The following is a 23,953-nucleotide window of genomic DNA, read 5'->3' as shown; positions in this document are numbered from 1 at the left end:
AGACGATCAAAGTACAAAAAACGGGTTAGGACATGAAAACACACCGATATCTGGCCTATGCGGCTGCGGGCATGATGCCGCTTGCCGCGCTGGCCGACGACGACATATTCCTGGGAACCATTGTGATATCCGAGCCGACGCTGGAAGATCCGGAAGGCGAAGAGATCAACATCACCAGCGACGAGATTGCACTGACGAATCCGGCGGACCTGTCGGAATTGTTCGTGGCAGAGCCTACCATTCAGGTTGGCAGTTCCATTCCGATGTCCCAAAAGCTGTATGTGAACGGGATTGAGGAAAACAATCTGGCCATAACAATTGACGGCGCGCGCCAGAACAACAAAATTTTCCACCACAACACGACAACCCTGATTGATCCCGGTCTGCTCAAGGCAGCGCGTGTTGATCCCGGCGTTGCTCCGGCGGATGCGGGGCCCGGGGCGCTGGCGGGTGCGTTGGCTTATGAAACCAAGGATGCCGCCGATCTGCTGGTGGACGGGGCCAATTTCGGTGGGAGTTATCGGTTCGAATACCGGACAAACGGCGACATCTTCGCCAACAGCCTGTCGCTTTATGGACGTCAGAGCGGGTTCGAGTATATCGGCTATCTGAAATACGCGACCGGCGGCACGCAGGTCGATGGCAGCGGCAATGACATCATCGGATCGGGTACGGACCTGACAAGCGGGCTGGTGAAGGGGGCCTATCAGACCGACAGCGGCAGCCGCTTTGAATTGTCCTATGAAAACGTACGTGATGATGAGGCCCGACCCTACCGCGCCAATATCGGTCAGATCGTCGGCGGACGCCCCGTGCCCTTGACGCGGCCCTATGACCTGAACCGCGAAAATGTGGTCTTTACCTATACCGAGGACCAGCCCAAGGGTCTGTGGGACCCTAAATTCCTGCTGGCCTACAGCAGCACCGATCTGGATCTGGACGAAACGGACCTGCCGACGCAGCAGACGGTTTTCGGAAAAACCGACAGTTTCAACGGCGTGTTTTCGAACCGCTTCGATTTCGGGCGCGTAGAAGTCAACGCCGGCGTGGATTTCTTTGATGACACCGCCGAGACCAATTACAGATACCTGCCGAACCCGGCCTTCAACGAAGCGGGCGAAGAAAAGCTGCGGAATATCGGTGTCTTTGCCCAGGTCCGGGCCCAGCCGAATGACCGCACGGATGTGTCCTTTGGTCTGCGCGGCGATTTTCAGGACTTCACCGGGGTAGATGGTTCGGACCAGTCCACAAACGGCGTGTCAGGCAATATCGCGGCGCAATACGCTTTGACAGATCAGTTCACGATTGGGGCCGGATATTCGAATGTCTGGGGCGGGATCGAACTGGCCGAGAACTTCATCATGAACCCGGCCTGGACCTATCCGGCCGAGGGGATCGAGGATGTGACATCCGAGAACGCCTATGTGGCCGCTGGCTATACTGCGGGTGCCTGGGTGTTCAACGCCAAGTATTTCCATACCGAAATCGACAACGCCCGCGCCGCCTCGTACCGCGCGGGACCGGCGGTTACCGCGGATGTGGAATCGCAAGGCTTCGAGCTGGGTGTCGGCTATGCGTGGAACGGCGGTTTTGTGCGCCTGGGATATGCAAACATCGATACCGAGGTGAACGGCCGCACCGCGGATTCCTTTACCGGCAACTATCTGACCATGCCGATGGGTGAATTCCTGTCCCTTCAGGCGGCGCATCAGTTTGCCAATGGCGTGCTGATCGGCGGCGACGCGCAAGTGGCGTTTGACTATGACGACACCTTCGATTTCGCCACTGGAGGGCGCGGACCCGAACTGCCGGGCTATACCGTGGTCAACGTCTTTACGCAGTATTCGCCGGAACAGTTTCAAAACCTGACCCTGCGGGCCGAAGTGATCAACCTGTTTGACGAAACCTACGCAAACCGCGCCACCTATGGGCAGGAATTTGTAGGCGAAGTGGTGCCGCTGAATGAACCCGGCCGTTCGCTGCGTCTGACGGCCGAGATCGTGTTCTGATCCCGGCTGTATCTGAAACAAACGGGTTGGCGCTGTGTTGGGCGCCAGTCCGAACACAGGTGCGAATGCGACGTCGGAACATCCGATGCATGCACCTTTGCAACAAGAAGGTTCAAGTCGCGCTCATGTCGTTGGGCAATCAGCCGTAGATTTCGATTGGGAAGACCGAATGCGGGGATTTTAACCGCGTCCAATACTCAGCCGGGCGTCGCGCGATAGACAAGCGCGCTGTCGTCTTGCGACGAACTCCTCAAGGCCTCGACCACGCGGTCGTGCATTGGGGATTTGCGGCAGACGGGGTCGGTGGCGCCGGCATCTGCGGCCAGAGCCATGGCCTGACAGCGGCAGCCGCCAAAATCGATTTCCTTGCGGTCACAGCTTTGGCAGGGTTCGGGCATCCAATCCGTTCCACGATAGGTATTGAATGCCGCGCCGTTTTGCCAAATCTCTGCCAACGGTTTGTCGCGGACATTGTCAAAGGACAGGGTCGGGATCGTTTGTGCCGCGTGGCAGGGCAGAACCGTTCCGTTTGGCGTCACATTCAGGCCCGTGGAGCCCCAGCCGCCCATGCAGGCTTTGGGAAAGTCCGAATAATAGTCGGGGGGGACGAAATCGATGGCCAGAATACCCCGCAAGTCCTGACTGGCCTGCGCGACGGTGTCCTTGACGGCCAGCGTCTGTTCCAGCGTCGGCAGCAAGGCGGCGCGGTTGGACAGGGCCCAGCCGTGGAACTGAACGCAGGCGACCTCAAGCCTGCGCGCGCCAAGTTCGGCGGCCATTTCGATTGTGCGGTCCAGATCATCAAGGTTGTGGCGGTGCATCACCGCATTCAGGGTCAGCGGGATGCCTCGCGCACCGATTTCCTTTGCGATGATCATCTTGCGGTCAAAGCCGCCACGATAGCCGCCGATGCGATCCGCCAGATCGGCATTGGTGCCTTGCAAAGACAGCTGAATGTGATCAAGCCCCGCCTCTTCCAACCGGTCCAGCCGTTTTGGGGTCAGCCCGATGCCGGATGTGATCAGGTTGGTGTAAAGACCGATACGGGCGGCTTGTGCCGTCAGCTCCTCCATATCCCGGCGCGAGGCGGGTTCGCCCCCCGACAGGTGCAGTTGCAGGACACCGATATCAAACGCCTGCTGGAACACATCCACCCAGGTCTGGGTGTCCAGCTCGGTCTCTTTGCGCTCAAGCTCAACAGGGTTGCTGCAATAGGGGCAGCTGAGCGGACAGCGGTGGGTAAGTTCCGCCAGCAGCGCAATGGGGGCAGGGGCGGTCATGGCTGCACCAGAACGTAAAGGCGGCTGCGCAGGGTTTGCAGGAAGCGCTGGACGTCGGTTTCGACCTGATCGGCCGGGGCGCCGTATGTTGTGGCAAGATCGGTGACGATCTGGCCAAACGGGGTCTGCCCATCGACGCGCGACAGGATGGCGACGCCGATATCGTCCAGTTCGATCACTTTTTCCGGGGCCTGCAGGACCATGCGGTCGCGCACCGTGTCGCGTTGAACCCGCACGCCGCGCGGCAGATAGGGGCGGTCGGTCTGGTGCAGTTCAAGCGTCATAGCAGACCTTCCCCCGGCTTCCACGCGCCGGGCGGGATCAGGTCCGGTTCCACATATCCCGACCAGAGCGCATCCAGCTGCGCCCACAACACGTTGGTTTTGAAGATCAGCGCCTCGCACGCCATGTCCTCTTTTTCTGCCGTGTCGGCATGATCCAGCACCCAGTTCAGGCCAAAGGCCACGTCCTTGGGGGCCTGGGTCAGGCGTTTTTGGAAATAGGACAGGCTGTCAGGGTTGGCAAAATCGTAATGCTGCAACAGGCCCTCGATCCGCTGTTCGTGGATTTTCGGGGCAAACAGCTCGGTCAGAGACGACGCCACCGCCTGCAACAGGGGCTTTTCGCGCACGTAATGCACATAGGCATCGACGGCGAATTGCGTGGCCGGCAGGATGCCACGGCCCGAGGCGACATAGTCGGGGTCCAGCCCCACTGCCTCGGCCAGTTTCAGCCAGCGCCGGATGCCGCCGCCCTCGGTCACGCCGCCATCATGGTCTTCGATGCGGGATCGCCATTCGCGCCGGATATCGGGGTCGGCGCAGCGCGACATGAAGGCCGCATCCTTCATCGGAATGGCCGCCTGATAGGCCCAGCGATTGATCACCCAGGCGCGCACCTGATCGGGGGTGCACTCCCCGCTGTGCAGCCGGTGATGAAAGGGGTGTTTGTCGTGGTAACGCTCGGCCCCGATCTGACGCAGGCGGGCCTCAAGGCTGTCGCGGCTCATATCGTGATCTCCTGCCCGTCATAGGCGATGGTCCAGCCTGCGGTTTCCACAAAGGCGCGTTCCGGGCTGTCGGGTTGCAGAACAGGGTTGGTGTTGTTGATGTGGATGAAGGTCTTGGCGGCTCGGATGCCTTGCAGCCGGGCGATCGACCCCTCAGGCCCGCTGATCGAGATATGACCCATCCGCTGCCCGGTTTTCACCCCGGTGCCGGTGCGGATCATCTCATCATCATCCCAAAGCGTGCCGTCAAAGAACAGCTGATCAGCATCCGCGATCCGGGCCAGCAGGGCATCAGTCACCTGCGCGCAGCCGGGGATGTAATAGGCGGTCTTGTCGGCGGTGGTCAGTCGGACTCCTACGGTCTGTTCGCCCAGCAGATCGGTCTGGACGCTGTCGCCTTCCATGAACAGGGGCACCTTGCCGGGCACTGCAAAAAGCTGCGCCTGCAACCCCGCCTGCAAGGTGAATTCATTACCCAGTGCGATCTGGCGGCGGTCGACTTTCTCGCGGTTGACCGCATCGAAAATCCGGTTCTGGGACAGCACGTCCAGAATATCGCCGGTGGCAAACAGGGTGAACGGGGTCTGTTCGCGCAGGCTGAGCAATCCGGCAATATGATCGATATCCCCATTGGTCAGCAGGACCGAGGCCACAGGCGTGTCGCGCAGCGCGCGGGGGTGCATTTTCGGGCTGTCCAGCATCTGCTGGCGAATATCGGGCGAGGCGTTCAGGATGCTCCAATTCAGACCATCCGGTGACACCGCCAAAGACGATTGGCCGGAGGGCGGGATGATCCCCTTGCGGGCATCCTCGCAATTCCGGCAACAACAGTTCCATTGTGGCAAACCGCCACCCGCAGAAGCCCCAAGAACCAGGAAATGCACTTTGGGCCTCCGCTGCGTTTACGTGATCAGAACAGGTCGGGCTCGTGTTCGCGGCCTTCGTCCTGGGACGGAGAATACATGTTGATCTCCATGCCGCAGTTCACTTCTTTCAGCTTGGGTGTGCTCCAGGTCATGATGTCCTCCCGATGAATGACTGGCGTTGTCTGAAACCTACTACCGGTGCGATGTTCGGAAAATGCTGCTTTGGTCGTAGGGGTGGGGCGCAGTGTTGGGGGCCGGGATGGCGGCGTCAACCGTCTTGGGGTCGTAGAAGAGGGGGCTAGGACTTTTGTCGAATGTCACCGGCGCGGGGGGAAATATAACCTCACGCCCATGCGCGCGATCCTGTTCCTTGTCTTTCTGCTGTTCAGCAGCCTGTTGGCCCGGGCCGAACCGCTGCCGCGTGAGCAGGTCGAAACCTATATCCGCGCGCCGTTTTCGCTGGGCGATGCGCTGAACGATGACGGGGTCTACAGCCTGTTGAACTCCGGCGGCAGTGAGGCCGGATATGTGTTTGAATCCGAACCCTTGGCCCCTTTGCCGGGGTTCTCGGGCGCGCCGATCAACCTGCTGGTGGTGCTGGATCTTGAGGGGCGGTTTCTGGATGTCCAACTGATCGAACATAATGAGCCGATCTTTGTCTCGGGGCTGGGCGAGGCCCCGTTTCACAAGTTCTTTGAGCAATATGGCGGGTTGTCGATCTCAGATTCGATTGTGGTGGGCACACCTTATGGCGATGCCGCCGCAGGCTCACAGCTTGTTTATCTGGATGGGGTCACCAAGGCGACCGCCAGCGTGCGCATTGCCCACGAATCCGTCATGGGGGCCGCGCTGGCGGTGGCCCGTGAAAAGATGCAGGGGCTGGCCACCGCGCCCCCCGCTTTTCCCGACCCTGAACACCAAGAGGTTCTGACCTGGCAGGATCTGGTCGATCAGGGCATCGCCACGCGCAAAACCTATACCAACGCGCAGGTCGATGCCTTGTTTGCAGGCACCCTATGGGCCGATGACGACCCCGAGGCACAGGATTACCCGGATGAGCCTTATTTGGACATTTGGGTTGTCGATCTGGGCCCGACCTCCATCGCCCGCGCCGCGTTGGCCGAGGACAGTTTCGATGACCTCCAGAGCTTTCTGGAAATCTCGGACAATGATGAGCCGATTCTGGTGATCGAAACCGCGCGCCATGGGCTGGTCAGCGAGGATTTCGTGCGCAACACGGCGCCGGACTGGCTGTCGGCGGAACAGGATGGCTTTCCGGTGGCCCTGCGCGATGCCGATCTGTTTGTGGAGCTGGCCGATGGTTTGCCCGACGGCACCGCCATGATCCTGCGCACGGATCGCCGACTTGGCTTTGATCCGTCGCGCGATTGGGTTCTGAAGGTTCTGGCGGTGCGCGAACATGGCATGTTCCAACCCGAAACAGGCGCGGTCACGTTGGAGGTGCCCCACATCACGCCCGAGCGGTTCTTTACCCGCCCGGTCCAGATCACGCCTGTGCCACCATGGCTTGAGGCGTTGCGCAACCGTCAGGGGGACATGATTGTTCTGGGGCTCTTCCTGACCGGTCTGGTTGCCGCGCTGAGCCTGCGTATGAATGCGCTGGCGGCGCAGCCTCTGTTCACCCCGATCCGCTTGGGCGTGCTGGCGGTTGTCATCGGTTTTGTCGGCTGGTGGGGGCAGGGGCAGCTGTCGATCGTGACGGTGCTGGGCACATTGCGGGCGGCGGTCGAGGGCGGCAGTTTCGCATTCCTTCTCTATGACCCGTTTTCCCTGCTGATCTGGGCCGTGTCCATCACAGGGTTCATCGCATGGGGCAGGGGGCTGTTCTGCGGCTGGCTTTGCCCTTTCGGTGCGATGCAGGAATTTGCGCATCACTTGGGCAAAGCCCTGCGCCTGCCGCAGATCGAACCGTCCGAGGCTTGGGACAGGCGTCTGAAATGGTTGAAATACGTCATCCTCGCAGGGCTTGTGGGCGTTGTATTCGCCGCCCCCGATCAGGTGGACAAAGCCGCCGAGGTTGAACCCTTTAAAACCGCCGTCACCACCTTCTTTGTGCGCGAATGGTATTACGTGGCCTATGCGGCGGGGTGGCTGTTTCTGGGCATGGTGCTGTTCAAAGGGTTCTGCCGCTATGTCTGCCCGCTGGGGGCATTCATGGCCATTGGCGGCCTGCTGCGCGGGCGCGACTGGATCGACCGTCGTGCGGAATGCGGCTCACCCTGTCAGTTGTGCAAGGTCAAATGCAAATACGGGGCCATCGCCAAAAGCGGACGCATTCAGTATGATGAGTGCTTTCAATGCCTCGATTGCGTGACCATTCATGACGACAGCACAAAATGCGTCCCCCTGATTGTCGCCGCCCGCCGCCGGACCCGAGAGGTTGCTGCCGAATTATGAATCGCCGCCGTTTCCTGACCATCTCTGCCGCCGCACTCGCCACTCCGGCGGCGGCGCAGCCCACAAGGTGGCAGGGCTATGCAATGGGGGCCGAGGTCAGCCTGACTTTTGACTCCAGCCCCCATGTCGCCGAACCCGCCATTGCCCGCACCCGCGCGGTGTTGGAACGGTGTGAGGCGCTGTTCAGCCTCTACCGCCCGAGTTCCGCGCTGTCCCGCCTGAACCGCGATGGTTATCTGAACGCGCCTGCACCCGAGATGTTCACGGTGTTGCAGGCCTGCGACCGCGCCTACCGGCTGACCGGGGGGCGCTTTGACCCAACCGTGCAACCCTTGTGGCAGGCCCTTGCGCAAAGGGGTGATCTTGAGGCTGCGCGTGAAAAGATCGGATGGGATCGTGTCCTGATCGCACCGGACCGCATCAAGCTGGACGCGGGGCAGGCGCTGACATTGAACGGCATTGCACAAGGGTACGCCACCGATCTGGTCACGCAAGTGCTGCGCCAGCACGGGTGGCAGAACGTCTTGGTCAATATCGGCGAGTTCTATGCAGCTGGGCGCAATTGGACCCTAGGCGTGTCCGACCCCAAGCATGGCATCGTGCAGACCCTGAGGCTCAGGGACCGGGCGATTGCCACGTCCAGCCCGGGCGCGCTGCGTCTGGCGGATGACCAGTTTCACATCCTGAACCCCACCAGCGCAGGATCGCCCCAATGGTCAACGGTCAGCGTGCAGGCTGCGGACGCCACATCGGCAGATGCGCTGTCCACGGCGCTGTGCCACGCGGATGCGGGTGAGGTTCAAACCATCCTTGGCCGAACCACAGACGATACTGCCGCGATCTGCGTTCACCAGAGTGGCTCCGTCAGAACCTTCCCGGCATAGCAAAAGCCCCGGGGTTTACCCGGGGCTTTGAGAGTATTGTGTATGCTCTGTTACGAACAGGCTTCGACGGCGCGCTTTGTCATGACGCTGACAAGGTGTGCGCGATAGTCTTTGCTGCCATGCAGGTCCGACAGCATGTTGGCCGGGTTGATGCGCAGATCCATCAGGGCGTCGGCGCGGAATTCCTTGGACAGGGCCTCTTCGGCCTCGGACCAGCGGAACACGCCATCCTCGCCCGCACCGGTCACGGCCACGCGCACGCCATCCGCAAACCGCGCCAGATAGACGCCAACCAGGGCAAAGCGCGAGGCAGGCTGCAGGAACTTCTGATAGCTCGCCGCCTGCGGTACCGGGAAGCGAACCGAAGTAATGATCTCACCCTCTTCCAGCGCTGTTGTGAACAGGCCCTGGAAATAGTCATCCGCCGCGATCTGGCGCGTGTTGGTCACGATGGTCGCGCCCGAGCCCAGAACCCCGGCCGGATAACAGGCGGCCGGGTCGTTATTGGCCACCGACCCGCCAATGGTGCCGCGATTGCGCACCGCCGGATCGCCGATTTGCCCGGCCAAAGCCGCCAGCGCCGGATAGCTTGCCGCCGCCTCGCGCGCCACCGTGGCGTGGGTCGTCGCCCCGCCAATAGCCACCGCGCCATCATCCTCGACACAAACCCCCTGCATCTCGGCAATTCCGCTCAGTGATACCAGCGCCGAGGGCGCCGCCAATCGCTGCTTCAGCGTCGGGATCAGTGTCTGCCCCCCGCCCAACGCCTGCGCATCCTCGGCCCCCAACGCAGCCACCGCATCAGCGATGGTCGAGGGCTTTTCAAATTCGAAACTGTACATTTCGCTTTTCCTTTCCGAAGAACATAGATCCGCTCTTCATCTGGCTATAAATATCCCGGGGTCTGGGGGCAGAGCCCCCAGCTACCCCAACCTCTCAGCTGTTCATCGCCGCCCAGACGCGAGATGGGCTCACTGGCATGTCGATGTGATCCACCGCCTTACCGCCCGAGTTCATCGCATCCAGAACCGCATTGACCACAGCCGGCGGCGAGCCGATCGCCCCGGCCTCACCACAGCCCTTCACGCCCAACGGGTTGTGCGTACACGGTGTCTGGCTGGAATGATCCACGCCGTAGAAGGGCACATCATCGGCCCGCGGCATGGCGTAATCCATGAAGGACGCGCTCAGCAACTGGCCGTTTTCGTCATAGGCGCAGTTCTCCAGCAGCGCCTGACCGATGCCCTGGCCGATACCGCCATGCACCTGGCCATCGACGATCATCGGGTTGACGATATTGCCAAAGTCATCGGCGGCGGTGAAGGCCTCGATACTGACCTTGCCGGTCTCGGGGTCCAGCTCGACCTCGCAGGCATAGGCGCCCGAGGGGAAGGTAAAGTTGGCCGGGTCGTAAAACGCGGTCTCCTCCAGCCCCGGCTCGACCTCCAGCGGGTAGTTATGCGGCACATAGGCGGTCAGGGTCACATCGCCCCAGGCCACCGACTTGTCGGTGCCCGCGACGCTGAACTGACCGTCCTTCAGCTCGATATCGGCCTCGGACGCCTCCAGCAGGTGGGCGGCGATCTTCTTGGCCTTGTCGATCACCTTTTCGGTCGCCTTGACCATGGCCGAGCCGCAGACCGCCAGCGAGCGCGAGCCATAAGTGCCCATGCCAAACGGGATCTTCGAGGTGTCGCCATGCACGATCTCGACCATAGACTCGTCGATGCCGATCATGTCGGCCACAACCTGCGGAAAGGCGGTCTCATGCCCTTGCCCGTGGCTGTGCGCGCCGACCATGACGCTGATGGAGCCGGTGGCATTCACCCGCACGGTCGCGGCGTCATAAAGACCCGCGCGCGCGCCCAGCATGCCAACGATGTTCGACGGCGCAATACCGCAGGCCTCGATATAGCAGTTGATGCCCAGACCGCGCAGCTTGCCATTGGCTTCGCTTTGCGCGCGCCGCGCGGCAAAGCCTGCCAGATCGGCGGCGGCCTCAAGCTTGTCCATCGTCCCGTTGTAATCCCCGGTGTCATAGGTCAGCGCCACCGGCGTGTCATAGGGGAATTGGGTGATGAAGTTCTGACGGCGCAGGGCAATCGGATCGACCCCCAGCTCGCGCGCGGCTTTGTCGACGACACGCTCCAGCTGATAGGTCGCCTCGGGGCGGCCTGCGCCGCGATAGGCATCCACCGGCACCGTGTTGGTGAACATCGCCTTCACGTTCACCTGAATGACCGGCGTTTTGTAGTTGCCTGCCATCAGCGTGCCGTGCAGCCATGTGGGCACGGAACTTGAAAACGTCGACAGATACGCCCCAAGGTTCGCATAGGTATTGGTGCGCAGACCGATAAAGCTATTGTCCGCATCCAGCGCCAGTTCGATCGTGCCCACATGGTCGCGACCATGCGCATCGGACATGAACGCCTCGGACCGGCTGGCCGACCATTTGACGGGCCGGTTGCAGGCCTTGGCGGCAAAGGTCACAAACGCCTCTTCCGCATAGTGGAAGATCTTGGTGCCAAAGCCACCGCCCACATCCGGGGCCACCACGCGCACCTTGTGCTCGGGCAGGCCCAACACAAAGGCACACATCAGCAGGCGGATCACATGCGGGTTCTGCGAGGTGGTATAGAGCGTATAGTCCTCGGTCCCGCGGCTGTATTCCGCCACCGCCACGCGCGGCTCCATCGGGTTGGCGACCAGACGGTTGTTCACCAGGTCCAGCGTGGTCACATGCGCCGCATTGGCGAAGACCTCGTTAACCTTGGCGTCATCGGCCTCGCCCAGCTGCCAGTCATAGCAGATGTTGTTCTTCAGATCGTCATGAACCAGCGTCGCGCCTTCTTGCGCGGCGGCTTTCATGTCGATCACGGCGGGCAATTCCGCGATGTCGAGGTCAATCGCCTCGGCCGCGTCACGCGCCTGTTCCAGGCTGTCGGCCACCACGGCCGCAATCGGATCACCCACATGGCGCACCTTGCCCTGTGCCAGAATGGGATGCGCCGGTTCCTGCATGGGCGCGCCGTGCTTGTCCGTCACCTCCCAGCCGCAGGGGATGCCGCCCACGCCTTCGAAATCCTTACCGGTGAACACCCGGACCACGCCGGGCATGCCTTCGGCTGCCGAGGTGTCGATGCTGTTGATCTTGCCATGCGCGATATCCGAGCGCAGGAAATACACATAGGCCTGTCCGGCCACGTTGATGTCGTCGGTATAATTACCCGCTCCGGTTAGAAAGCGCACGTCCTCGCGCCGCTTGGAACTGGCTCCGATGCCACTGTCTTTGGGCATTGCTTGTTCTCCTCCCTGGGAAAGAATTTTCGTCGAAAATTCTTGGTCTCGCCTTATTCGGCTGCGATGCTGCTGACGTCCTGACCCGATGCGGCCATGATCGCTTTGACAATGTTATGATAGCCCGTGCACCGGCACAGGTTGCCTTCCAGATACTTGCGGATCTCGGCCTCGGTCGGGCGCGGGTTTTCCTTGAGCAACGCAGCCGTGCTCATCACCATGCCCGGCGTGCAGAACCCGCACTGAAGCCCGTGATGATCCTGAAACGCCTGCTGGATCACGTTCAGAGACCCATCCGCATTGGCCTGCCCTTCGATCGTGGCAACCTCGGCCCCAGCAGCTTCAACCGCCAGCATGTTGCACGACTTCACGGCCTCGCCGTTCACATGCACCACGCAGGCGCCACATTGCGCCGTGTCACACCCAACATGTGTCCCGGTCAGCCCAAGATGATCACGCAAAAAGCCAGACAATAACGTCCGACCTTCAACTTCTCCCTCAACAACGCGACCATTCACACTTAATGATAACTTCATTCGGTTTTCCTCCCTTAAATCCTTGGCTCAACCGCCCAGAACGCGCTTGAGCCAGCTTTTCTTTTCGGTCGTCTCCTCAACCTGTTGGTCCGGTTCAGCCACCGGCTCCTCAGTCGCAGCGGCCGGTTCGACCTCAACCGCGCTTTGGAAATTCTGAAAGAACTGATCGGCCATTTTCTTGGCAAACCCGTCCACGACGCGACCGCCCAATTGCGCCAGCTTGCCGCCCACACGCGCATCCACGTTATAGGTCAGCAAAGTGCCTTCGGGCACGTCCGAGAGCGTGACATCCGCCGCACCCTTGGCAAATCCCGCAGCGCCACCTTTGCCTTCGCCCGACAGTTTCAGGCTTTCCCCCGATACCATGTCGGACAGGGTGACCGTCCCTTTGAAGGTGGCTTTGACCGGTCCCACTTTCTGCATCACGGTGGCGTCAAACCCGTCCTCTGCGGTGCCGGAAATCTCTTGGCAGCCGGGGACGCATTCGCGCAGAACTTCTGCCGACAGCAGGGCATTCCAGACATCGGATCGTGGCGCGGCAATTGTGCGGCTGTCATGTAACTCCATGTCACTCCTCCAGAGTTTTTTCCAACCTAGGGCGTCGGGGCCGCAAAGCATATGCGACCTTGGGTGTAGTCAGCGCAGTTCCGGCGGGGTGTGCGTCAGCCCGTATTCATCAAAGATTTCAGCGATGCGGCCATCCTGAAGGGCAGCATAAATGGCATCATCCACCGCATAGCTGAGCCCGCGATAAGCAAAATGTACGGCCACACCATTGGTCCAGGTGCTGACGGCAAACCCGGGCAGCGGCGGGGTGTGAATATCCAGATCGGGGGTCAGCCCGGCCTCAAGCTGGGCGCGGGGGCCCATTGCGGCCATTGTCTCGCCTGCGGCCAGCGCTTCCATCGCCTGATCGGCGGTCGCAAAGCGGCGCACATTCTGCGACAGCTGACCACCGGGAAAGGACGACAGGTAGAAATCGGCAATCGAGTCGTTTTCAACCGCCACGGTGTCAAAGCGGAAATAGGCCGGAACCGGGGGGTCTTCGGGATAGGCATCGCGGCGAAAGGCGATGGCGATTTCCTCGTCATGATACTGGCCGGTGAACACCACCTGTTCGACCCGGCAGGCAAAGTCGCTGTCATAGGGAATGTGCAGCATGACATTGGCCACGCGCCCGTTGATCAGCGGGCCTTTCCAGACCCAATTGCGCAGGTCGGCCTCAAGGTTTTCCCCTGCCGCGACCAGATTAAAACGCGGCTCGACCCCCAGATCCTGGGCGATCAGCTTGCCGATTTCGATATCCACGCCCTGTATCTTGCCGTCCTTTTCAAAGGACCAGGGCGCAAAATCCTCATAGGCGGCGAATTCGATATAGCCACGCTCGACAATGGTATCGAGGTCTGCGCCCACAATATCGCGGCTGGCATTCTGGGGTTTGGGTTGGGGCACATGATCTTCACACCTGGCCAAAGCCGGCCCGGCTGAAAGGGCGGCGACCAACAGGGAGAAAACGAAATGGCGTCCGATCATGTGCCCCAGTCTGCCGTTCTATTGCGCGGCAGACAAGCCAATGGTCAGCTGTTCGGCGGCCTGTGCGAAATCCGGGGCCTCGCCCGAGATCAGCACGGCGGCGCGCAGGGCCACTGAATCGGCCACCGGCGCGCCCGAGCCGGTCTCAATCGTGCCCGCGATTTCGGTCAGTTCGGATTGCAGCGCGGCGGCGTCCCCATCCGCGCCATCGGCCATGGCCGCAAGTTGGTCGCGGATTTCCTTCAGCCGGTCGGAATGATCGTCCAGCGCGCCGTCATCGGGGCGGGTTTCGATATAGGTGCGGATGGCCCAGGCGGCCTTTTGGCCCAGCAGGTCGCCAAAGGCGGGCATCTTGGTGATGCCGTTCTGGGTATAGCCCTCGCGGAAGCGTTCGATATACCATTCATCGCCATATTCTTCGGCCTCAAGATAGCGCAGATCGGGGGCCAGCCCGCCGGACACCACACCCAGACCGTGGCAGCGTGCGCAGTTCTGGTTATAGCCGGAATCGCCAATCTCGATCGCCGCCTGCCAGACCTCTTCGCCCTGATCGCGATAGGGGTTTTCGATCAACCATTCCTCGCTTACGTCGGGCAGGGCATCCGTGTTTACCGGCTGGGGCGCGACATCACCATGGGCCAGCGCCATTCCCGCTGTCACCGATGCCGCAAGCGCCGCGCTGTAAAAACCAAGACGCATCGTGTCCTCCTATTGATGCTTTCCCCGGTCATAGCGCAGGCAGAATCATCGCGACATTCGACCTTGGTTGCAGATGGCGCAAATCTGCGACTAAGGTCGGATGGCTTTCCCTTTATCCTCAGGTTTTTACTCTGATGACGGGGGAGGAGACCCAGACATGTTCAGACTATCCAATGTTGTTGCAGCTTTGGCGTTGGTGTCAGGCGCCGCGCAGGCCGAGGTTGAAATCTCGGTGACCTATCTGCAGCAAGAGGTTGAGCGCCCTCCGGTCCTGTCCAATCTTGACCCGATTCCCGAAGACCTGGGCATGGCGGGGGCCGAGCTGGGTCTGGCTGACAACCTGACCACGGCCAAGTTTCTGGGCCACAAATACGAATTGACGGTGACAACGGTGCCCGTGGGCGGTGACTGGGCGCAAGCGGCGCGGCAGGCTTTGGCCAACGGTCCGTTTGTGATTCTGGACGCGCCCGCGCAAGCGCAGCTTGAGGTCGCCGATCTGCCCGAGGCGGCGGGTGCGGTGCTGTTCAATGCCTCGGCCCCCGACCTGTCGCTGCGCGAGGCCGCGTGCCGTTCCAACCTGTTGCACACCCTGCCGTCGGATGTGATGCGCACCGATGCGCTGGCGCAGTTCCTCGTCAAACGCCGGTGGGAAGAGATCGTCCTGATCTCGGGCGATCATCCGGGCGATCAGGCTTTTGCTGAGGCGTTGAAACTGTCGCTGCAAAAATTCCGGTTGGAGCTTCAGGCCGAAAAGACATGGGTGTTTGACGCCGATCTGCGGCGCAACGCAGCGCAAGAGGTGCCGCTGTTCACGCAGGATTTCGGCGATTATGACGTGTTGCTCGTGGCTGATGAGCTGGACGATTTCGGCCGCTACATCCCTTTTAACACATGGGAACCGCGCCCGGTTGCCGGATCGGAGGGCCTGCGGCCTGTCACATGGTCGCGCGTGGTTGAACAATGGGGTGCGGTGCAGATGCAGAACCGTTTTGCCGATCAGGCAGGGCGGGCGATGCGGCCCAAGGACTATGCCGCATGGGCGGCTTACCGGGTCCTGGGCGAGGCGGTGACGCGCACCCAATCCGATGATCCGACAGTTTTGCGCGACTACATCCTGTCGGATGATTTCGAACTGGCAGGGTTCAAGGGTCGCGCGATGAACTTCCGGGCCTGGAATGGCCAGTTGCGGCAGCCCATCCCGCTGGTCACCGACCGTGCCGTGGTGGCGATGGCCCCGTTGGAGGGGTTCCTGCATCAACGCACCGAACTGGACACGCTGGGCATTGATGAGGCCGAAAGCCAGTGTCAGGCATTCAGGGAGTAGTAGCGATGAGACTAACAGCACTTCTGGCAGCGACCGCGATCTGCGCTCCGGCAATGGCGGATGAGATCTGGATCAGCAATGAAAAGGACGACACGCTCAGCGTGATCGACATCGAAACGCTTGAGGTGATCCGCACGATTGAGACCGGCGAACGCCCGCGCGGGATCACGTTCTCCAAGGATTTCTCGGTTCTGTATATCTGCGCGTCCGACAGTGACTCGGTGCAGGTGATGGACCCGGAAACGGGTGAGATTTTGCATGACCTGCCCTCGGGCGAAGACCCCGAGCAGTTCGTGCTGCATCCCAATGACAAGCACCTTTATATCGCCAACGAGGACGACGCGATCACCACGGTGGTCGACACGGAATCGCGCACGGTGATTGCGCAGATCGACGTGGGGATCGAACCCGAAGGCATGGCCGTGTCGCCCGATGGCAAGATCGCCATCACCACGTCCGAGACCACCAACATGGCCCATTGGATCGACACGGAAACGCAGGATTTGTTCGCCAACACTCTGGTCGATTCCCGCCCGCGCCATGCGGAGTTCGTCAAGGACGGGACCGAGCTGTGGGTCAGCTCGGAAATCGGTGGCACCATCACCGTGTTTGACGTGGAAACCCAGACCGAAAAGGCCAAGATCGAGTTTGAGGTCGAAGGCGTTCACCCCGACCGGGTGCAGCCCGTGGGCTTTGAGCTGTCCAACGGCGATGAGACCGCCTTTGTCGCGCTGGGGCCGTCGAACCATGTAGCGGCAGTGAATGCCGAAACCTATGAGGTTGAGGACTACATCCTTGTGGGTCGCCGCGTCTGGCATATGGATTTCAATGCCGACAAGTCGCTGCTGTTTACCACCAACGGCGTGTCGGGCGATGTGACCGTGATCGATGTGTCCAAGCGCGAACCGATCAAGACGATCAAGGTTGGGCGTTTCCCCTGGGGCGCGGCCTTCCGCCCGACCAACTGACAGGATTGAGGAGATTGAAGAGATGAACCGACTGATATCTGCGGCTGTAATGATGGCCTTGGCTTTGCCCGCCGCTGCCATCGCGGATGATGACGACGACGATGGGTTTGGTCTGGCGGGCATTTTGTCAGCCAAGAACAAGGAGGACCTGCCGCCAATCACGCTCTCTGCTGGTGTGCCACTGGCCGAGGCCCCGTGGGAGCTGAAATCCGGCACCTATTACGAGTTCGAAATCCAGGGTGATGGCAGCCAGGAACTGGCATTGGTCGGGCCCGAATTCTTCCGCGCGATCTGGGTGGATGAAATCGTGGTCGAAGGGTTGGAAATCCGGCCTCTGGGCGTGGATTCCGTTGAGTTCGATGAGGCGGGCGAGATGGAAATAGGCTTTGTCGCGATAAAGCCGGGCAGCTACTATCTGAAAGTGCTGGGCAGCACCGGTGAAACGCAGCGGCTGGAGATTACCATTAAGTGACAGGGCTTTCGGTCCGCAATGTCAGCTACGCCTATGGCGACAAACGCGCCCTTGATGATGTGAGCTTTCACGTCCCGCAGGGCGCGTTTTGCGCGTTGCTGGGGCCCAATGGCGCGGGCAAATCAACTCTGTTTTCCCTGCTGACCCGCCTGTTCACCACCGGGCGGGGGGGGATCGAGGTGGCCGGTTACGACATCTCTCAACAGCCCCGTCAGGCCCTAGCGCAGATCGGGGTTGTGTTCCAGCAGCCGACGCTGGATCTGGACCTGACCGTCCATCGCAACCTCAGCTATTTCGCCGCCCTGCATGGCCTGTCAGGCCGCGCCGCCGAGACCCGGATCGCCGCCGCGTTGGAACGTTTGGATATGGCCGAGCGCGCAGGCGAACGCACCCGCGATTTGAATGGCGGTCACCGCAGACGGCTGGAGATTGCGCGCTGTCTGATCCACGAACCCTCGGTCCTGTTGCTGGATGAACCGACGGTGGGGCTGGATGCCGCCGCCCGCAGTGCCATCACCCAGCATGTGCATGATCTGTCGGCACAGGATGGGCTGACCGTGTTGTGGGCCACCCATCTGACCGATGAGATCACGCCCGACGATCGGCTTGCCATCCTGCATCGCGGCAAGATGCTGGAACAGGGGACTTGCCGCGACATCACCGGCGGCCAGCCCCTGCAACAGGTGTTTCTGTCGATGACCGGAGCCGCCGCGTGACCGGCGCGCTGATTGCCCTGCGCGCGATCCTGATCCGCGAGGCGCTGCGCTTTGTCCGTCAGCGCAGCCGGTTCATCGCCGCTTTGGTCCGCCCGCTGGTCTGGCTGATCGTCTTTGCCGCCGGGTTCCGTGCGGCCCTGGGCCTGTCGATCACGCCGCCCTATCAGACCTATATCACCTATGAGATTTACATCGTGCCGGGCCTGTGCGGGATGATCATGCTGTTCAACGGCATGCAAAGCTCTCTCTCGCTGGTGTATGACCGCGAGATGGGCTCGATGCGGTTGCTGCTGACCAGCCCTCTGCCGCGGTGGTGGCTTCTCTTCTGCCGTTTGCTGGCCAGCACCACGATCTCGATCCTGCAGGTCTATACGTTTCTGGCGGTGGCGGCGATCTACGGCATCGATATGCCGTGGTTGGGGTATCTGTGCGTCTTTCCTGCGCTGATCATCGCCGGACTGATGCTGGGGGCGCTGGGTCTGGCGCTGTCCTCGGCCATCAAACAGCTTGAGAATTTTGCGGGGGTCATGAACTTTGTCATCTTTCCGATGTTCTTCTTGTCCTCGGCGCTCTACCCGCTGTGGAAAATGGCCGAAAGCTCGGCTCTGTTGCGTGATATCTGCGCGCTCAACCCTTTTACCCACGCGGTCGAGCTGATCCGTTTTGCGCTTTATGGTGAGTTCAACGGCGCGGCCCTGGGCTGGACCATCCTGGCCGGCCTGGTGTTTCTGGGCCTTGCGCTGTGGGGGTATGATCCGGCCCGTGGCCTCAAACGGTCCGGGGGCTGAGCCGTCTACGACCATAGCAGAGGTGAAATGCAGCCCCCAATGCGCTAGGATGCCCGCCAAACGGAGGGTTCTTACATGATCCGTATCGCAGTTTCCCTGCTGGTTCTTGGCACAGCGGCCTCGGCCCAAACGGTCGAGGATGAGTATGGCACACTCAATCCGCAGGACACCGGTTTTGGCCGCGTCATGAGCAATATTGACAATGGCGTCACCGACATGACCACCTGCGCCACCGGCTATTACATCACCAAATCCGGTCGGCATGAGATGGCGCGCAAGCTGTTCGAAAGTTGCGCCAATGCCGGGTATACCGGCGCGATGACGTGGATGGGGCAGTTGGACAACAATGGGCTGGGCGGTGACTATGACCCGGATGCCGCCGCCGCCTGGGACAAGCGCGCAGCCGATCTGGGCGATCCGGTGGGCAAGTTCAATTACGGCCTGAACCTGCTGCGCGGTCACGGGGTGGCACAGGACCCGGAACTGGGCCGCGCCTATGTGGATGAGGCCGCCCGCAACGGTCTGAAAATCGCCAAACGTCTGCAGGCATCAGACTATGATCCGAACGAGGTCACACCCGACGCAGACGAATGGAAATACGCGCCGCTGTTCTGAAATGGCCCGTTTTTCTACGTTTTCTACGACCAAAGGATGAGGCCGCGCGCCTGATTTCTTGATATGCGTCAAGCTTGGGGTCCGGGGCGCGGATTTATACTCCGACAAACGTTCGGAGGATCACATGAAACACTTCATCCTGTCCCTTGGGTTTGCCGCCTGCGCAATCGCGGCCGCACCCGCATCGGCGCAGTCCACCTTTGACCGCGTCAAGGTCGAGGCCGGGGAAACCCTGTTCTTCTCAGAGTGCCGCCGTTGCCACGCGCCGGATGCAACCGATCCCAGCTATGGCCCGCAGCTGGATGGGATCGTGGGTCGCAAGGCGGGCACGGTTGAAGGCTATGAGTATTCCGAGGCGCTGGCCGGTTCGGGCATCGTCTGGACACCGGCGGCCTTGCGCGCGTGGATGGAGGACAATGATGGCTTCATGCCCGGCACCAAGATGCGCCATGTGGGCATCGAGGACCGGACAGTGCAGGACTTTATCCTGGCTTATCTGAACAGCCTGCAAGACCAGAACTGACCTAACACTCTGCTATTTATGGGAAAATCGACGTGCTCTCTTGGCTCGGTGGGTTGCGATTTTTGGGTTGAAATCCGACCGCACCGCCCTACGACCAATGTGCAATTCCAACACGAGTGCCTGCCTGCGAATAATACACTCGCCAACAATCCCGACGCGTCGGAGATTCGGCGTGGAGGAAAGACATAAGTCTAGGGAGGACACCGATGAACCGGTTTATCATGGCCGCCGCCGCGAGCATTCTCGCATCTGGCGCAGCCTATGCAGAAGTTACCGAAGACGATCTGGCCAATGACCAAACGATCACCACTCAGGTCGTGACAAATGGTATGGGGCGGCATTTGCAGCGCTACAGCCCGCTGGACATGCTGAACAAGGACAACGTCAAGAATCTGGTTCCGGCCTGGGCTTTCAGTCTTGGCGGTGAAAAGCAGCGCGGGCAGGAAACCCAGCCGCTGATTTATGATGGGATGATGTATATCACCGGGTCGTATTCGCGCCTCTACGCGATTGATCTGGAGACCGGCAAAGAGGTCTGGCAATACGATGCGCGCCTGCCCGAAGGCATTCTGCCCTGCTGTGACGTGGTGAACCGCGGCGCGGCCATCTATGGCGACAAAGTCATTTTCGGCACGCTGGACGCGCGTATCGTGGCGCTGAACAAGGACACCGGCGATGTGGTCTGGCGCGACAAGATCGCCGACTACAAGGCGGGCTATTCCTATACGGCGGCCCCGCTGATCGTTGATGGGCTTGTGATCACCGGCAACTCGGGTGGTGAGTTCGGCATCGTCGGCGCGGTTCAGGCGCGTGACGTCAATACCGGCGATCTGGTCTGGGAACGCCCCGTGATCGAAGGCCATATGGGTACGCTGAACGGCGAAGAAAGCACCATGACCGGTGAGCTGAACGCGACATGGCCCGGTGACATGTGGAAAACCGGCGGCGGCGCGACGTGGCTGGGCGGTTCTTACGATGCTGACACCGACACGCTGGTCTTTGGCGCGGGCAACCCGGCCCCCTGGAACAGCTGGCTGCGCAATGCGGGCACCCCGACCGAGGGCAATAAGGGCGACAACCTCTATGCCGCCAGCCGCATCGGCATCGACCCCAAAACCGGCGAGATCAAGTGGCATTTCCAGACCACCCCGCGTGAAGGCTGGGATTATGACGGTGTGAACGAAGTCGTCGCCTATACCGACCGCGAGGGCAACAAGCGCTACGCGACCGCCGACCGGAACGGGTATTTCTATGTTCTGAACCGCGAGGATGGTGAATTCGTCTCGGCGACACCATTCGTCAAGGACATCACCTGGGCCGATGGTATCGATGAGACCGGCCGCCCGATCTTTGTCGAAAACAACCGCCCCGGTGATCCCTCGGCTGCGGCCGATGGCAACAAGGGTGAGGTCATTTTTGCCTCGCCGTCCTTCCTGGGTGGCAAGAACTGGATGCCGATGGCGTTCTCGCAGAACACCGGCAATTTCTATGTGCCCTCAAACGAATGGGGCATGGATATCTGGAACGAGCCGATCACCTACAAGAAAGGCGCGGCCTATCTGGGCGCGGGCTTTACCATCAAGCCGAACTATGAGGATCACATCGGTTCGCTCAAGGCGATTGACCCCGATACCGGCGAGTGGAAGTGGGAATACAAGAACGATGCGCCGCTGTGGTCTGGTGTGATGACGACGGCTGGCGGGCTGGTGTTCTTTGGCACCCCCGAAGGCGAGTTCATTGCGCTGGATGACGAAACCGGCGAAAAGCTGTGGTCGTTCCAGACCGGCTCGGGCATCGTCGGTCAGCCTGTGACCTGGGAACAGGATGGCGAGCAGTATGTCTCGATCATATCCGGCTGGGGCGGTGCTGTGCCTCTGTGGGGCGGTGAAGTGGCCAAGAAGGTCAACTACCTCAATCAGGGTGGCACGTTGTGGACTTTCCGCCTGCCCAAGGAACTGGCCTCGGCGAACTGAGCCGAGCCCTGACCCCCAAAAGATCGCGCGCCCGCCAGCCGGGCGCGCGTTTTTGTGATCTACGACCTTCGGCCAGTAGGCGTTTCGCGCCGGTGTTGCTAGACTTGGATCAGAGAACGTATTTTTGCAAAGGCGCCTCTTATGCTTGCAGAACCCGCCCGACAGAATGATTTTGAGAATGTTCTGATTGTCGACGATCACCCGCTGTTCTGCGACGCCTTGTCGATGACCTTGCGCAGCGTGGCCGAGATTGGCGAAATTCACACCGCAGACCGTCTGGAACAGGCGATGGAGCTGCTGGCAGGGGGCCTGAACCCGGATGCCGTGCTGCTGGATCTGAACCTGCCCGATGTAGACGGGCTGGATGGGCTGGTCCGTTTGAAAGCCGCAGCAGACGCGCCGGTGATCGTTGTGTCTTCGTTGACCGACAACCGGGTGATCAGCCAGGTGATCAAGGCGGGCGCGTCCGGATATGTGCCTAAACACAGCCAACGCGACGTGTTCCGCACTGCGTTCGAAACGATGCATGCGGGCGGGATTTTTGTTCCCGAAGGCTGCGTGCTGATCGAAGAAGAGGAAGAGGATGAACATAGCGACGCGGTCAACCGGCTTGCGGCGCTGACCAATCAGCAGGGCCGCATTTTGCAACTGATCTGCGAGGGCAAGTTGAACAAGCAGATCGCCTATGACCTGTCGATCGCGGAAACCACGGTCAAGGCGCATGTCACTGCGATCATGCGCAAACTTGGCGTTCAAAGCCGCACGCAGGCAGTGTTGATTGCCAAGAAAGCATCCTTTGCCAGCGTATTGCAAGACTAGGGGAAGATACTCTAACCTCGCAGGAATCGTCGGGCTTTAGGGAGGAGGCACGATGAACCAAGCATTCGGATGGGGCACCGCCCAATCCGGCAGGCCAGGCATCGTAAAAACGGCATTTGCAGATTGCAGCGCCGACAGGGCAGTCAGTGCATTGTCCCGGTCATTGGGCGAGGACCCGATGGCGCTTGTTATCCTGTTTGTCAGCCCGAACGCCGACGCCGCAGCCGTGATAGCCGAGGCCGAGCAGGAATTCGCGCCAACGATGGTGGTGGGATGCACCACCGCCGGAGAGTTGGCCGAAGGCGGCTATAGCGAGGATCAGATCGTCGCGCTGGCCTTGCCGCGGTCGCATTTTGAAACGCGCACCATTCTGGTACCGGACCTGGACGATTTCAGCGCGCAGGACATCATTGCCCGGATGATCCACAACCGGAATGCGATGATGCGCGGCTTTCCCAATTGGGAGAATGAATTTACCTTTTTGATGATCGACGGGCTGTCGACCAAGGAAGACAAGCTGACATCGGAATTGGCCATGGGCCTGGGTCCGGTGCCTTTGTTTGGCGGATCGGCGGGCGACGGGACAGCCTTTGGCCACACCTATGTACTGCATGGGGCGCAGGCGTTGGAGAATGCCGCCATTCTGGTGCAGGTGCGCACGTCCTGCCCGATCAAGGTGTTCAAGACCGATCACCTTGTGCCCGCCGCGCAGCGTATGGTCGTGACCAAGGCCGATCCGGCCAACCGCATCGTTCAGGAAATCAACGCGGAACCGGCGGCGCGGGAATATGCGCGTATTCTGGGCAAGGACCCCGAACAGCTGACCCCGTTTACCTTTGCCGCACATCCGGTTGTGGTGCAGATCGGCGGCCAACACCATGTGCGCGCCATTCAACAGGTGGCAGGAAATGGCGATTTGGTGTTCTTTTCAGCCATTGACGAAGGTCTGGTCCTGACCTTGGCCGAGCCGCGCGACATGGTGGTGCATCTGCAGGAAGAGATCGCCGCGCTCAGCGAGAAGCAAAAGCCTGACACGATCCTGGCCTGCGACTGTATCCTGCGGCGTCTTGAGGCGCAGGAAAAGCAAAAGACGCATGAAATCTCGGGCATTTTGTCGGACAACCATGTGGTCGGGTTCTCGACCTATGGTGAGCAGTTCAACTCGCTCCACGTCAACCAGACGATGACGGGCGTGGCGATTTACCCACCCGGGGAAGACTAGGG

24 protein-coding genes are annotated in these 23,953 nt (G+C 60.8%); 13 read left to right on the top strand and 11 right to left on the bottom strand.

Annotated elements, in window-relative coordinates:
• Positions 1–32: 32 nt before the first annotated feature.
• The gene (locus ACRZ94_RS14595) at positions 33–2,009 is read left to right on the top strand and encodes a TonB-dependent receptor domain-containing protein (RefSeq protein ID WP_480797650.1); all 1,977 of its coding nucleotides are present in this window, start codon (positions 33–35) and stop codon (positions 2,007–2,009) included.
• A gap of 197 nt (positions 2,010–2,206) precedes the next feature.
• Here the strand turns inward: ACRZ94_RS14595 and pqqE are convergent, their stop codons facing one another.
• Genes pqqE through pqqA form a run of 5 tightly spaced genes read right to left on the bottom strand, consistent with a single transcriptional unit; the run spans position 2,207 to position 5,316 of the window.
• Positions 2,207–3,289: a pyrroloquinoline quinone biosynthesis protein PqqE gene (gene pqqE, locus ACRZ94_RS14590; protein WP_480654561.1), complete on the bottom strand. Its 1,083-nt coding sequence runs from the start codon at positions 3,287–3,289 to the stop codon at positions 2,207–2,209.
• Entirely contained in the window at positions 3,286–3,573 is a 288-nt protein-coding gene (gene pqqD, locus ACRZ94_RS14585; RefSeq protein ID WP_480654559.1) for a pyrroloquinoline quinone biosynthesis peptide chaperone PqqD, read from the bottom strand. The genes pqqE and pqqD overlap by 4 nt, the downstream gene beginning before the upstream one ends.
• On the bottom strand, positions 3,570–4,298 hold the full coding sequence (gene pqqC / locus ACRZ94_RS14580) for a pyrroloquinoline-quinone synthase PqqC (RefSeq protein ID WP_480797649.1): 729 nt from the start codon (positions 4,296–4,298) through the stop codon (positions 3,570–3,572). Before pqqC ends, pqqD begins: the two co-directional genes overlap by 4 nt.
• Entirely contained in the window at positions 4,295–5,182 is an 888-nt protein-coding gene (gene pqqB / locus ACRZ94_RS14575; protein WP_480797648.1) for a pyrroloquinoline quinone biosynthesis protein PqqB, read from the bottom strand. The genes pqqC and pqqB overlap by 4 nt, the downstream gene beginning before the upstream one ends.
• A 26-nt stretch (positions 5,183–5,208) precedes the next feature.
• Positions 5,209–5,316: a pyrroloquinoline quinone precursor peptide PqqA gene (gene pqqA, locus ACRZ94_RS14570; protein WP_480654553.1), complete on the bottom strand. Its 108-nt coding sequence runs from the start codon at positions 5,314–5,316 to the stop codon at positions 5,209–5,211.
• 199 nt (positions 5,317–5,515) lie between these two features.
• Here pqqA and ACRZ94_RS14565 point away from each other — a divergent pair, with 199 nt between their 5' ends.
• Entirely contained in the window at positions 5,516–7,582 is a 2,067-nt protein-coding gene (locus ACRZ94_RS14565) for a 4Fe-4S binding protein (RefSeq protein ID WP_480654551.1), read from the top strand.
• The gene (locus tag ACRZ94_RS14560) at positions 7,579–8,466 is read left to right on the top strand and encodes an FAD:protein FMN transferase (protein ID WP_480797647.1); all 888 of its coding nucleotides are present in this window, start codon (positions 7,579–7,581) and stop codon (positions 8,464–8,466) included. The genes ACRZ94_RS14565 and ACRZ94_RS14560 overlap by 4 nt, the downstream gene beginning before the upstream one ends.
• A 50-nt stretch (positions 8,467–8,516) precedes the next feature.
• Here the strand turns inward: ACRZ94_RS14560 and ACRZ94_RS14555 are convergent, their stop codons facing one another.
• From ACRZ94_RS14555 to pedF, 6 genes are all read right to left on the bottom strand, one after another.
• The gene (locus tag ACRZ94_RS14555; protein ID WP_480797646.1) at positions 8,517–9,308 is read right to left on the bottom strand and encodes an FAD binding domain-containing protein; all 792 of its coding nucleotides are present in this window, start codon (positions 9,306–9,308) and stop codon (positions 8,517–8,519) included.
• A gap of 94 nt (positions 9,309–9,402) precedes the next feature.
• Entirely contained in the window at positions 9,403–11,763 is a 2,361-nt protein-coding gene (locus ACRZ94_RS14550; protein ID WP_480797645.1) for a xanthine dehydrogenase family protein molybdopterin-binding subunit, read from the bottom strand.
• Positions 11,764–11,816: 53 nt separating this feature from the next.
• Positions 11,817–12,299 carry a (2Fe-2S)-binding protein gene (locus ACRZ94_RS14545; RefSeq protein ID WP_480654543.1) on the bottom strand — a complete coding sequence of 161 codons (483 nt, stop codon included), beginning with the start codon at positions 12,297–12,299 and terminating at the stop codon, positions 11,817–11,819.
• 27 nt (positions 12,300–12,326) lie between these two features.
• On the bottom strand, positions 12,327–12,866 hold the full coding sequence (locus ACRZ94_RS14540; protein ID WP_480797644.1) for an SRPBCC family protein: 540 nt from the start codon (positions 12,864–12,866) through the stop codon (positions 12,327–12,329).
• A gap of 69 nt (positions 12,867–12,935) precedes the next feature.
• Positions 12,936–13,832: a substrate-binding periplasmic protein gene (locus ACRZ94_RS14535; protein ID WP_480797643.1), complete on the bottom strand. Its 897-nt coding sequence runs from the start codon at positions 13,830–13,832 to the stop codon at positions 12,936–12,938.
• Positions 13,833–13,850: 18 nt separating this feature from the next.
• The gene (pedF, locus tag ACRZ94_RS14530; protein ID WP_480797642.1) at positions 13,851–14,531 is read right to left on the bottom strand and encodes a cytochrome c-550 PedF; all 681 of its coding nucleotides are present in this window, start codon (positions 14,529–14,531) and stop codon (positions 13,851–13,853) included.
• 157 nt (positions 14,532–14,688) lie between these two features.
• On the opposite strand from pedF, the gene ACRZ94_RS14525 reads away from it, so the two are divergent.
• From ACRZ94_RS14525 to ACRZ94_RS14480, 10 genes are all read left to right on the top strand, one after another.
• Entirely contained in the window at positions 14,689–15,855 is a 1,167-nt protein-coding gene (locus tag ACRZ94_RS14525) for an ABC transporter substrate-binding protein (RefSeq protein WP_480797641.1), read from the top strand.
• A gap of 5 nt (positions 15,856–15,860) precedes the next feature.
• Positions 15,861–16,823, top strand: coding sequence for a YVTN family beta-propeller repeat protein (locus ACRZ94_RS14520; RefSeq protein ID WP_480797640.1), 963 nt, complete (start codon positions 15,861–15,863; stop codon positions 16,821–16,823).
• A gap of 22 nt (positions 16,824–16,845) precedes the next feature.
• A complete protein-coding gene (locus ACRZ94_RS14515; RefSeq protein WP_480797639.1) occupies positions 16,846–17,295 on the top strand; it encodes a hypothetical protein in 450 nt (149 codons plus the stop codon).
• On the top strand, positions 17,292–18,011 hold the full coding sequence (locus tag ACRZ94_RS14510; RefSeq protein ID WP_480797638.1) for an ABC transporter ATP-binding protein: 720 nt from the start codon (positions 17,292–17,294) through the stop codon (positions 18,009–18,011). The genes ACRZ94_RS14515 and ACRZ94_RS14510 overlap by 4 nt, the downstream gene beginning before the upstream one ends.
• Entirely contained in the window at positions 18,008–18,799 is a 792-nt protein-coding gene (locus ACRZ94_RS14505; protein ID WP_480797637.1) for an ABC transporter permease, read from the top strand. The genes ACRZ94_RS14510 and ACRZ94_RS14505 overlap by 4 nt, the downstream gene beginning before the upstream one ends.
• Before the next feature lie 75 nt (positions 18,800–18,874).
• Positions 18,875–19,414: an SEL1-like repeat protein gene (locus ACRZ94_RS14500; protein WP_480797636.1), complete on the top strand. Its 540-nt coding sequence runs from the start codon at positions 18,875–18,877 to the stop codon at positions 19,412–19,414.
• Positions 19,415–19,538: 124 nt separating this feature from the next.
• Positions 19,539–19,937, top strand: a complete 399-nt coding sequence (locus ACRZ94_RS14495) for a c-type cytochrome (RefSeq protein ID WP_480654524.1) — start codon at positions 19,539–19,541, stop codon at positions 19,935–19,937.
• A gap of 206 nt (positions 19,938–20,143) precedes the next feature.
• Complete coding sequence (locus ACRZ94_RS14490) at positions 20,144–21,910, top strand: PQQ-dependent methanol/ethanol family dehydrogenase (RefSeq protein WP_480797635.1); 1,767 nt, start codon at positions 20,144–20,146, stop codon at positions 21,908–21,910.
• 141 nt (positions 21,911–22,051) lie between these two features.
• Positions 22,052–22,729: a response regulator gene (locus tag ACRZ94_RS14485; protein ID WP_480654521.1), complete on the top strand. Its 678-nt coding sequence runs from the start codon at positions 22,052–22,054 to the stop codon at positions 22,727–22,729.
• A gap of 52 nt (positions 22,730–22,781) precedes the next feature.
• A complete protein-coding gene (locus ACRZ94_RS14480) occupies positions 22,782–23,951 on the top strand; it encodes an FIST N-terminal domain-containing protein (protein WP_480797634.1) in 1,170 nt (389 codons plus the stop codon).
• Positions 23,952–23,953 lie beyond the last annotated feature (2 nt).

The sequence above is a fragment of the Ruegeria sp. CH10 genome (assembly GCF_056537125.1).
The sequence above is the reverse complement of the archived record's forward strand: the minus strand, read 5'-3'. Positions and strand labels throughout refer to the sequence as shown.

What these genes read in the sequence shown, in the direction of transcription:
- ACRZ94_RS14595 (WP_480797650.1), top strand. Translation starts at nt 33, where the DNA reads ATGAAAACACACCGATATCTGGCCTATGCGGCTGCGGGCATGATGCCG.
- pqqE (WP_480654561.1), bottom strand. Translation starts at nt 3,289, where the DNA reads ATGACCGCCCCTGCCCCCATTGCGCTGCTGGCGGAACTTACCCACCGC.
- pqqD (WP_480654559.1), bottom strand. Translation starts at nt 3,573, where the DNA reads ATGACGCTTGAACTGCACCAGACCGACCGCCCCTATCTGCCGCGCGGC.
- pqqC (WP_480797649.1), bottom strand. Translation starts at nt 4,298, where the DNA reads ATGAGCCGCGACAGCCTTGAGGCCCGCCTGCGTCAGATCGGGGCCGAG.
- pqqA (WP_480654553.1), bottom strand. Translation starts at nt 5,316, where the DNA reads ATGACCTGGAGCACACCCAAGCTGAAAGAAGTGAACTGCGGCATGGAG.
- ACRZ94_RS14565 (WP_480654551.1), top strand. Translation starts at nt 5,516, where the DNA reads ATGCGCGCGATCCTGTTCCTTGTCTTTCTGCTGTTCAGCAGCCTGTTG.
- ACRZ94_RS14560 (WP_480797647.1), top strand. Translation starts at nt 7,579, where the DNA reads ATGAATCGCCGCCGTTTCCTGACCATCTCTGCCGCCGCACTCGCCACT.
- ACRZ94_RS14555 (WP_480797646.1), bottom strand. Translation starts at nt 9,308, where the DNA reads ATGTACAGTTTCGAATTTGAAAAGCCCTCGACCATCGCTGATGCGGTG.
- ACRZ94_RS14550 (WP_480797645.1), bottom strand. Translation starts at nt 11,763, where the DNA reads ATGCCCAAAGACAGTGGCATCGGAGCCAGTTCCAAGCGGCGCGAGGAC.
- ACRZ94_RS14545 (WP_480654543.1), bottom strand. Translation starts at nt 12,299, where the DNA reads ATGAAGTTATCATTAAGTGTGAATGGTCGCGTTGTTGAGGGAGAAGTT.
- ACRZ94_RS14540 (WP_480797644.1), bottom strand. Translation starts at nt 12,866, where the DNA reads ATGGAGTTACATGACAGCCGCACAATTGCCGCGCCACGATCCGATGTC.
- ACRZ94_RS14535 (WP_480797643.1), bottom strand. Translation starts at nt 13,832, where the DNA reads ATGATCGGACGCCATTTCGTTTTCTCCCTGTTGGTCGCCGCCCTTTCA.
- pedF (WP_480797642.1), bottom strand. Translation starts at nt 14,531, where the DNA reads ATGCGTCTTGGTTTTTACAGCGCGGCGCTTGCGGCATCGGTGACAGCG.
- ACRZ94_RS14525 (WP_480797641.1), top strand. Translation starts at nt 14,689, where the DNA reads ATGTTCAGACTATCCAATGTTGTTGCAGCTTTGGCGTTGGTGTCAGGC.
- ACRZ94_RS14520 (WP_480797640.1), top strand. Translation starts at nt 15,861, where the DNA reads ATGAGACTAACAGCACTTCTGGCAGCGACCGCGATCTGCGCTCCGGCA.
- ACRZ94_RS14515 (WP_480797639.1), top strand. Translation starts at nt 16,846, where the DNA reads ATGAACCGACTGATATCTGCGGCTGTAATGATGGCCTTGGCTTTGCCC.
- ACRZ94_RS14500 (WP_480797636.1), top strand. Translation starts at nt 18,875, where the DNA reads ATGATCCGTATCGCAGTTTCCCTGCTGGTTCTTGGCACAGCGGCCTCG.
- ACRZ94_RS14495 (WP_480654524.1), top strand. Translation starts at nt 19,539, where the DNA reads ATGAAACACTTCATCCTGTCCCTTGGGTTTGCCGCCTGCGCAATCGCG.
- ACRZ94_RS14490 (WP_480797635.1), top strand. Translation starts at nt 20,144, where the DNA reads ATGAACCGGTTTATCATGGCCGCCGCCGCGAGCATTCTCGCATCTGGC.
- ACRZ94_RS14485 (WP_480654521.1), top strand. Translation starts at nt 22,052, where the DNA reads ATGCTTGCAGAACCCGCCCGACAGAATGATTTTGAGAATGTTCTGATT.
- ACRZ94_RS14480 (WP_480797634.1), top strand. Translation starts at nt 22,782, where the DNA reads ATGAACCAAGCATTCGGATGGGGCACCGCCCAATCCGGCAGGCCAGGC.